Source organism: Pseudomonas sp. NBRC 111139, assembly GCF_001753955.1.
GTDB classification, from domain to species: domain Bacteria; phylum Pseudomonadota; class Gammaproteobacteria; order Pseudomonadales; family Pseudomonadaceae; genus Aquipseudomonas; species Aquipseudomonas alloputida.
The window spans coordinates 1-1,143 of sequence record NZ_BCBP01000007.1 but is presented as its reverse complement, the minus strand read 5'-3'; the positions used below and the strand labels follow the sequence as shown (position 1 = coordinate 1,143).

Annotated in this window: 3 protein-coding genes; all 3 read left to right on the top strand. The window is 50.9% G+C overall.

The annotated features are described in order from the left end of the window. Nucleotides 1-191 (top strand): hypothetical protein (locus BJQ17_RS31880; RefSeq protein ID WP_070095330.1); only part of this gene is annotated, 191 nt, incomplete at its 5' end. 102 nt (nt 192-293) lie between these two features. Continuing rightward, nucleotides 294-698, top strand: coding sequence for a hypothetical protein (locus BJQ17_RS00050; protein ID WP_054925925.1), 405 nt, complete (start codon nt 294-296; stop codon nt 696-698). Next, complete coding sequence (locus BJQ17_RS30760; protein WP_139139735.1) at nt 676-912, top strand: hypothetical protein; 237 nt, start codon at nt 676-678, stop codon at nt 910-912. The genes BJQ17_RS00050 and BJQ17_RS30760 overlap by 23 nt, the downstream gene beginning before the upstream one ends. The last annotated feature ends 231 nt before the right edge of the window (nt 913-1,143 follow it).

The following is a 1,143-nucleotide window of genomic DNA, read 5'->3' as shown; positions in this document are numbered from 1 at the left end:
AGATGGAGCGAATGAAGCGAAGTAACATTTTTCTTTTTCTTGCGTGTTTCATCGGATTACCTATTTGTTTTTTCGATGACCCCGTTCACGCTATGGGAAAAACACTTCTATATGTCGTGGCCTTGGTTATCTTCATGTCATTCTTAACAGGCTTAGCCTTTTGGGCCATCGAACACTCCCGAGGAGAGTAGCCCTGACTGTATGGGGATGCGCACATCCAAGCCCTGCCTTCGCTGGGCTGTAACCGTAGGAGAGGGGCAACTTTGCCCCCGGATCTGCAGGAAAACGAGGCCATGACCGAGAAAACCTACCGCATTTTTCATAACTACGACCGGGGCGACCAATCGGAATATTTGACGTCATCGACCGACCCAACACGGGCAGCGATCTACTGCCAGTTCTTGGCGGAGGATCAACTGGACGAATCGGCTTCGGTCCGGAACAGTGGTATTGCAAAAGCCCTTGTGCAGTTCTACGGCTGTACTCCCGTCGAGAAGACGCATTCAGCTATCGGCATCGATCTGTATTTCGCGAGGGAAGGTCTGTGCGGCGACTATGAGCAACTGATGGCCGACCAGTCGTTGCAACGTGAAGGCATCATTGATCTGATCCGACCTTATACGGACTGTGTCGGCGATGCCGCGAGTCACCAGGAACTGAACACGGAACAAGTAAATGCAAAGAACTCAATTGGATGAAGTAGTCGCTGCTCTCAAAGTGGCACCTTTAGAAACAGTGGTAATGGGAGCGAGCACCGTAATTGCCCTCATTCTGTTCTGTCTGGACTCCCAATGGTTCGGTCTTGCGCTGGTGACAGCATTAGTTTCTGCTCTCGGCCTTTGGTGCGCATCACCTGAAATCCTCCAGTTGGCCAACAAGCGTGCTAAGGCACGTCACCGCTACCCGTACTGATTTAGAGATTTTTGAAATGGCCAATCGCATTCGCTTTTCAGCTCGCTTAGTCTTGGCCGTGTGCCTATTTTTTTGGGGCCTGTGTTAGTCTGGTGGACTGCCGCTTTAGGGCAATCAGCGGGGCAGAAGGTAAGTGAGTCTTTTGTCGGCATGGCCTCTGCATATCCGTGGGTATGGTTACCCATTGCTAGCATTGGACCTGCGATGATAATTGGTTTAACGGTACTTATG

Excerpts from the sequence above, each read along its gene's own strand:
- BJQ17_RS00050 (WP_054925925.1), top strand. The coding sequence starts at position 294 with ATGACCGAGAAAACCTACCGCATTTTTCATAACTACGACCGGGGCGAC.
- BJQ17_RS30760 (WP_139139735.1), top strand. The coding sequence starts at position 676 with ATGCAAAGAACTCAATTGGATGAAGTAGTCGCTGCTCTCAAAGTGGCA.